This is a genomic window from Candidatus Eisenbacteria bacterium (assembly GCA_035712145.1).
Lineage (GTDB): Bacteria > Eisenbacteria > RBG-16-71-46 > RBG-16-71-46 > RBG-16-71-46 > DASTBI01.
Window position 1 is genome coordinate 1 of record DASTBI010000128.1, and the last position, 7,497, is coordinate 7,497.

7 protein-coding genes are annotated in these 7,497 nt (G+C 68.4%); 1 reads left to right on the forward strand and 6 read right to left on the reverse strand.

Annotated elements, in window-relative coordinates:
* Nucleotides 1-174 precede the first annotated feature (174 nt).
* Together lipB and VFQ05_08035 are read right to left on the reverse strand one after the other, a co-directional pair.
* The gene (gene lipB / locus VFQ05_08030) at nucleotides 175-894 is read right to left on the reverse strand and encodes a lipoyl(octanoyl) transferase LipB (GenBank protein HET9326704.1); all 720 of its coding nucleotides are present in this window, start codon (nucleotides 892-894) and stop codon (nucleotides 175-177) included.
* 7 nt (nucleotides 895-901) lie between these two features.
* Nucleotides 902-2,308, reverse strand: coding sequence for a dihydrolipoamide acetyltransferase family protein (locus VFQ05_08035; protein HET9326705.1), 1,407 nt, complete (start codon nucleotides 2,306-2,308; stop codon nucleotides 902-904).
* Between the two features lie 131 nt (nucleotides 2,309-2,439).
* Here VFQ05_08035 and VFQ05_08040 point away from each other — a divergent pair, with 131 nt between their 5' ends.
* Entirely contained in the window at nucleotides 2,440-3,342 is a 903-nt protein-coding gene (locus tag VFQ05_08040) for an alkaline phosphatase family protein (GenBank protein HET9326706.1), read from the forward strand.
* Between the two features lie 11 nt (nucleotides 3,343-3,353).
* On the opposite strand, the gene VFQ05_08045 is transcribed toward VFQ05_08040, so the two are convergent.
* From VFQ05_08045 to VFQ05_08060, 4 genes are read right to left on the reverse strand one after another with little or no spacing between them, the layout of a single operon-like run.
* Nucleotides 3,354-3,848, reverse strand: coding sequence for an acyl-CoA thioesterase (locus VFQ05_08045; GenBank protein ID HET9326707.1), 495 nt, complete (start codon nucleotides 3,846-3,848; stop codon nucleotides 3,354-3,356).
* A gap of 53 nt (nucleotides 3,849-3,901) precedes the next feature.
* The gene (locus VFQ05_08050; protein ID HET9326708.1) at nucleotides 3,902-5,482 is read right to left on the reverse strand and encodes a hypothetical protein; all 1,581 of its coding nucleotides are present in this window, start codon (nucleotides 5,480-5,482) and stop codon (nucleotides 3,902-3,904) included.
* An 18-nt stretch (nucleotides 5,483-5,500) separates the two neighbouring features.
* A complete protein-coding gene (add, locus tag VFQ05_08055; GenBank protein HET9326709.1) occupies nucleotides 5,501-6,577 on the reverse strand; it encodes an adenosine deaminase in 1,077 nt (358 codons plus the stop codon).
* A gap of 2 nt (nucleotides 6,578-6,579) precedes the next feature.
* Nucleotides 6,580-7,218: an aquaporin gene (locus VFQ05_08060; protein ID HET9326710.1), complete on the reverse strand. Its 639-nt coding sequence runs from the start codon at nucleotides 7,216-7,218 to the stop codon at nucleotides 6,580-6,582.
* Between the last annotated feature and the right edge of the window lie 279 nt (nucleotides 7,219-7,497).

Sequence of the window (7,497 nt, forward strand, 5' to 3'; positions counted from 1 at the left end):
CATCCGCCCTTCTGAACGAAGACTCTGAGTCCCGCCACCGATTCGCCCTGTTGCGCGATGATCTCGCCGAGCTTCCTGCTCGCCGCATCCGTCAAGGTCAGCATGTTCTCCCTTTCCTTCGGCCCTTCACGAGCGGCGGTCGCCCGCCGCGTTGAACTCGACAGCTCGCCGCTCTCAGGCGGCGTTCACCGACCTCGCCCCGGCGTCCGAACCGGCTAGACGCCAAGCCGTTGCCGCATCTTCCCAGGTCCATCCGGGGTAGTGCAGCGCCCCTGCGCAGGCGCTTGCGACGACCTCCCTGGACTCCGCCAGGGAGGGGGCGTTGCCGCCCAGACGCTCGGCCAGCGACGTCATATGGATGCCGCTGAGGCCGCAGGGGTTGATAAGGTCGAAGAACCTCAGGTCTGGGGCCACGTTGAGCGCGAATCCATGATAGCTCACCCATTTGCGGACCGCGATGCCGATTGAGGCGATCTTGGCCCCGGAGACCCAGACCCCAGTCCTTCCGGGCGACCGCTCGCCCTCGATCCCCCAGGCGGCAAGCGCCTGGATCAGGCTCTCTTCGATCCCCCGCAGGAAACGGTGGAGGTCCCGGTCCCGCCCTTCCAGGTCGCACACCAGGTAGCCGACCAGCTGGCCGGGCCCGTGCCAGGTGACGTCCCCGCCGCGCGAGACCTCGAAGCGCTCGACCCCCATGCGCTCCAGCGTCGCGGCGTCGGCCAGGATGTTCCCCCCGGTGGCGCCCCGGCCCACGGTCAGGACCGGCGGGTGGTCCGGATAGAGGAGCCAGTCACCGGTCTCCCCCGCGGCCCGGGCCTTCACCAGACCTTCCTGAAGCGCGAGCCCCGCCCGGTAAGGGGTGGGGCCGAGATGGGTGACCTGGAGTGGCTTCACGGGAGACTCAGGCGTAGAACCAGAGCAGCTCGGGGCGCTCCAGAAGCTCACAGAGACGGCGCAGGAACTTGACCGCCAGCTCGCCGTCGATCACTCGGTGATCGAAGCCGATCGAGGCGTTCATCATCGGCCGCGCCACGATCTGGCCGTCGCGAATCACGGGACGCTCGGCGATCTTGTGCACGCCGAGGATCGCGACTTCCGGGAAGTTGATGACCGGCGAGGAGTTGATCGCGCCGAACACGCCGGCGTTGGTGATGCTGAACGTGCCGCCCTGGATGTCTTCCGGTCGCAGGCGATCCCCGCGCGCGCGCCCCGCGATGTCGTTCACCTCGGCCGCGATCTGCGCCAGGTTCTTGCGGTCGCAGTCCTTGATGTTGGGCACGATGAGGCCCTTCTCGTCGCGTCCCACCGCCATGCCGATGTTGTAGTACTTCTTCACCACCAGCGAGTCGCCCTTGACCTCGCCGTTCACCCAAGGGAACTCCTTGAGCGCGAGTACTACGGCCTTGATGAAGAACGGCATGTAGGTGAGCTTCACGCCCTGCGCTTCGAGCTTGGGCCCCCAGTCCTTCTTGAGTGAGCTGATCGCGCTCATGTCGCACTCGTCGAAGCAATGCGTGTGGGCCGCGCTGTGCTTGCTGCGCAGCATGTTCTCGGCGATCAGCTTGCGCACCTTGGTGAACGGCACCACCTCTTCGCGCGGTCCGGCCGCCGCCGCTTCGGTGCGGGCCGTCATGAACGCGGGCAAGGCCGAGGGCGCTGCCGGCGCCGGCGGAGCGGCGGACGCGGGCGCCTGAGCCGGAGGCGGCGCGGCGCCGCGGTTCTTCAGGTATTCGAGCAGGTCGTCGCGGGTGACGCGTCCCGCGATTCCCGAGCCGCGGATCGACGCCACCTCCTGCGAGGAGACGTTCTGCTCGCGCATGATCTTGCGCACCGCGGGCGAGAGATTGCGGGCCTCGCCGAGTGCTGAGCCATCCCCATGGCCATTGCCGCCCTGCGGCGGGTGCTGAGGTGCTACGGCCGGAGCGGGCGCGGGCCTGGCAGGCGCGGGCGAGGCGGCCTTGGGAGCCGCGGGAGCCGGGGGCGCCTGGGGTGGAGGAGGAGCCTGGGCCTTCGCGGGACCGGACGCTTCGGCGGATGCGGCCGGCTTGGCGGAGGCCATCGCCGGCTCTTCGGCGCCCGAGAGCGTCGCGATCTCGGTGCCGACCAGGACGGTCGTGCCTTCGGCGACCAGGATCTTGCTCAGCACGCCCTCGGCGGGCGAAGGAATCTCGACGTTGATCTTGTCGGTCTGGATCTCGACCAGGGGCTCTTCCTTGCGGACGCGCTCGCCCTCCGCCTTGAGCCATTTGGCCACGGTCCCCTCCGCGACGCTCTCGCCCAGCTGGGGAACCACGATCGAAATCGGCATCGTTCCTACCTCCCGCTGCGGGGAACCCGTGTTTGGTGGCTCGGTCTACCACGCAGACTAACTGGGCCAGGGCAACCCGCCAAGTCACCCTCGGGTACAATCCTCGCCTCAACTGGCCGCTGGAGGTGCTGATGCATCCAGGCAAAAGCCCCCCGTCCCGGGCGTGTGCGGTCGCATCCATTGCCATCCTGGCCGCTCTCCTGGCCGCCTGCGGTTCCGACTCCCCCGGTCCCGGCACGCCAGGATCGACGCCCCGTCTCGACCACGTCATCGTGGTCGTCATGGAAAACAGGAACTTCAGTGATGTCAGGAACGAGCCGTACACGGCCAGCCTGATCGCTTCGGGGACCCTGTTCTCCAACTCCTACGCCTTGACCCGCCCGTCCCAGCCCAACTACCTGGCGCTGTGGTCGGGGAGCACGATGGGAGTCGACAGCAACGATTGTCCGGCAGAGGGCTCGCCCTACCACACCGAGAATCTCGGACACGCCGTGGAGGCCGCGGGTCTGACCTGGCGAGCGTATTCCGAGCACCTGCCGGCGGCCGGCAGCAGCGTTTGCGAGGCGGGGAACGACGACCTGTACACGCGCAAGCACTGTCCGTGGACCAATTGGTCCAACCTGAACCACCAAAACGAGCGCCCCTACTCCGATCTGCGCGCCGACATCCGGACCCGCCGCCTGCCGAACCTGGCGTTCGTGATCCCCGACAATTGCAACAACACGCACGACTGCAGCATCGCGACGGGCGACGACTGGCTGAGCCGCAACTTGCCCGCCATGATCAGCGCGGTGGGAAACAGAGGGCTCGTCATCCTCACCTACGACGAGGACGAAGACGGCTCGAACCACATTCTGACCGTCTTCGCGGGCGGAAGCGTCCGGTCCGGATACGTCCACGACGAGAGGATCACGCACTACACCGTCCTGCGGACCATCACCGACGCTCTGGGTCTGCGCCCTTTCGGCAGGGCCACGAGCGAGCCGGCGATGGTGGGCCCGTGGCGGACTCGCCCGGTGGCGACGAGCTGGTAGCAGGAAGCTCGCTACGTCCGGTGCGTCTTGCGCCGCTCGAGGCGCAGCCGGCGGCGCTCCATGGCGCGGGCATGCTCGGCCTTCTCCTCCTCGGTCTCGAGGATCAGCGGCGGCACGGGCACGGGCCGGCGGGTGTCGGGATCGAGCGCGACGAAGGTGACGTGAGCGGTCGCGGTGTGTCGCTTCTCTCCGCTCAACGGATCCTCGGACTCGACGATCACGCGGATCTCCATGCTGCTCTTGTCGACGAGCGTGAGTCGCGCATGCAGCAGAGCGAAGTCGCCGATGCGAATCGGAGCCAGAAAGCTCATCTCGTCGATGGCGGCCGTCACCACCGGGCGGCGGCTGTGGCGGTTGGCGACCGCCGCCGCGGCCAGGTCGATCCAGTGGAGCACGGTGCCGCCCAGCACCGAGCCGTGCACGTTGGCTTCGTGCGGCAGTACGAGCTGGAGCATCTCGGTCGCGGAGTCGGAGACGCGACGGCCTTGCTGCCTGGCGTCAGTCATGTGCGGTGCACCTTAGGGGATCATCGGCGACGAAAAAAGAGCTCCTGGACGACTCACCGCCGCGGCGTTGCATCCACACACCCCCAGTCCACTCGATACACCGTCAGGTAACCGCGCTCCGGCGTGCGAATGCTCCGGTAGTCGTAAGGCTTCTCGTCGATCAAGTCGAGGCAGTCGGTGTAGGGACTCCGGGTCTTCAAGCGGCGCGACTCGTTGTCGACGTCGATCAGATAGTCGGGGCGCACCCGCTCCGGAAAGAGCAGGTCGGTGATCACGCGGTCGTACTGGTACGTCGCCAGCACGGGCGTCAGCTCGGTCGTGACGAGGCCGGAGAGGTCGAGGATCCGCCGCTCGCTGTAATAGCCGAACACGCCGACGTGCGCGATCGCGACCATCGTCTGGGGTGGCGTGAAGTCGCGGAACCAGCGAGCGGTCGGGATCAGCGTCTCCTGGATGATGCGGTCGAAGTGCCGCGCTTGCGGCATCACGTGGCGCGCGAGCACGAACGCGTTGACGCCCACCGACGCCAGACCGGCCAGCACGAGCGCCAGCGAGGCCAAGGCCGGCGCGGGACGCCGCGCCATGCTCGAGGCCAGCAAAGCCATCGCTCCCCAGCCGTACGCCGCGACCAGCGGTGTGATCAGCATCAGGTAGCGGGTGATGCCGAGCACATGGGTGACGCCATAGAACAGCGGAAGCCCGATCAGCCAGCCGAGCGGCACCAGGTGCTCGCGCCACGACGGCGCCAGCCGGCGCAGCAGCAGCGGCAGCCCGAGAAGGATCGCGATCAGCTCGATCCCGCGGTCCGCGGCCAGCTCCTGAGCCTGGATGACCAGGTTGTGGATGAACGGCGTCCCTTCGCTGGCCTTCGAGGCGAGCGTGACTGGAATCACCGTGCCATAGAAGGCCGCCGCGTACGCGAGCCACGCGCCGCCCAGCAGCGCCGCAGGGAGCAGCGCCGCACCCACGCGCCGCGCACGGACGAGCGGAGAGCCCGGCTCGATCCCCGCGCGCAGCGCCAGCAACAGGACCAGCAGCGCCGCTTCGGGGCGGATCAGGCTGGCCACGGCCCACCAGGCGCCAGGCCGGCCGGGCGCGCTCCCCCAGGGACGCGAGCGCTGGTAGGAAACGAACCCCGCCAGCACCAGCAGAGCGCCGAGAGAGCTCTCCATGCCCGACGCCGACCAGCGTGCCAGCCACACGTCCGCCCCCCACGCCAGCGTCCCGATCGCCCAGGCCCGATATCCGAAGCGCGGCTCGAGCCAGCCTCGCTCCGCCCAGTCGTCGAGCAGGAGGCACAACGCGCGCGCTCCGAGCAGGACGACCAGCGCGCCCAAGACGGCCGAGAGGATGCGCGCGAGCAGCAGCAGATCGATTCGCGTCCAGCCGAGCCAGCCGAGCGCCAGACTCCAGAGCGGCGAGGTGGTCCCGAACACGCGCTCGCCGAGATTGAAGACGAGTCCGTGGCCGTCGCGCACGTGCTTGGCATACGTGAGGTGGATGAACGTGTCGTCGGCGACGAACATCCTCACCGGCCACCAGAAGATCACGTACAGCAGGACCGCGGCGGCGGGCCACAGGAAGGACGGCAGCACGACGGCGCTGCGGGGCGGTCGCTGCGGCTCGTCGGCCATGCCTGAGGTGTTCGGCGCTTACACGCCGGTCACACGGCGGTCGTATTCGTCGGGGAACTCTTCCATCAGGACCTGGTCGACCTCGAGGTTCACGCGCCGCAGCATGCGCGCCTTTTCCGCGTAAGGCAGGAAGGCGCTCTTGAAGCCGTTGATGAGGATGCGCTTGATCTCGTAGGGGCCCAGCCGGAACGAGCGCGCGGCCAGGGCGATCTCGTGGGAGACGGTGGTCGCCGACACGAGCCGGGAGTCGGTGTTGATCGTGACCCTCAGCCCGGCGCGGAAGTAGCGGCCGAAAGGATGCGCGGCCATGGTGCGCACCGCCCGCGTCTGCACGTTCGACGACAGGCAGACCTCGAGGGGAATCCGGTGGTCGTTGACGTAGCGCATCAGATCGGGGTCTTCATGGAGCCGCGTGCCGTGGCCGATGCGATGGGCGCCGCACTGGTGGAGCGCCTGGCTGATGCTGGCCGGACCGAATGCCTCGCCGGCGTGCACCGTGAGATTGACGTTGTTCTTCAGCACCAGCAGGAAGGCGTCGCGATGCGCCTTGGCCGGATAGTCCTTCTCCTGCCCGGCGAGATCGAAGCCCAGCACCCCGCGGCCCTTGTACGCCACCGCCAGCTCGGCGAGGTCGTAGGAGACGCGCGGGCTCAGCGAGCGAATGCCGCAAATGATGACGCCGGTGGTGACGCCGTGCTTGGCCCCCGCCGCGGCGAGCCCCGCGATCACCGGCTCGACGATGTCGTCGTAGGCAAGGCGGCGCTGGCGATGGAGCACCGGGGAGTAACGCACTTCGAGATGGCGGACGTTCTCGGCCGCGGCATCCTCGACCAGCTCGTAGGCGACGCGATGGAGCGCGTGCTTCTCCTGCAGCACGCTCAGCGTGATGTCGAAGATCTTGAGGTAGTCGGCCAGGTTGCGCGTGCGCTTTCCGGCCTGCAGCAGGCGCGTGAGCTGCGGGAGCCTTCTGTGCGGCAGCTTCACGCCTTGCTCGTCGGCGAGCGCCAGCAACGTCTGCGGCCTCAGGCAGCCGTCGAGGTGACAGTGGAGATCGGTCTTCGGCATCCGCCGAATGATCGCCTGCGAGAGATGCACGGCTAGTCGGCCTCCGCCCCGTGCTGGAGCCGGAACGCCACGCTCGCGATCACCGCGCCGAGGAGCGGCCCCACCCAGTAGAGCCACAGGTTGCCGAGGCTGCCGCCGAGGATCGCCTGGAAGAGGATCGGACCGGTGCCGACCGCGGGGTTGAAGGCGCCGCCCGAGACCGGGCCGGCCGCCCATGCGCCCGCCAGCACGGTGAACCCGATGGCGAGCCCGTAGTACGAGTTGCCGGCGGTCGCGCGCGCGGTGGCGACATTGAGCACGACCAGCGCCAGTGCGAACGTGAACAGGACCTCTCCCACCAGCGCCGCCATGGCGCCGACGCCGGCCGACGGCGACGGCGCGAAGGTCTGTCCGACCATCGCGTTCGTGACCATGCTGGCGAGGAAGGCGCCGAGGATCTGCGAGGCCCAATAAGGCAGCATCTCCTTGGCCGGCAGCTTGCCCCGCATCACGATCGCGAGCGTGACCGCGGGATTGTAGTGAGCCCCCGAGATGTGCCCTCCCATGTAGACCATGACCATCAGCGCCGAGCCGATCGCCAGCGGCGCCATCGGAGTCTGCGAGAGCACCGAGAGACCGATGGTGAGCACCAGGAAGAAGGTTCCAATGAACTCGGTGAGGTACTTCTTCATGCCATCACCTCCACGTGCTGGCGCTCGAGGCGCCGGGACGCGCGGGAATCTACCGTCGGCGGGCGCGCCGCGCGAGCCACCCCGGGGGCGCTCCTCTCTGGCCCCACGTTCCGGGCGCTGATAGAATCGCTCGCCGCTCGAACGCTCCCTTGCCTCGACTCGATCCCGGAGCCCCATGAATCCGAGGTCTCTAAGCACCCTGATGCTGGTCGCCGGCCTCCTGGCCACGCCCGCCGCCGCCGCCGTCGTTCCCAATCCCCAGGTCCTCGCCGACAGCAC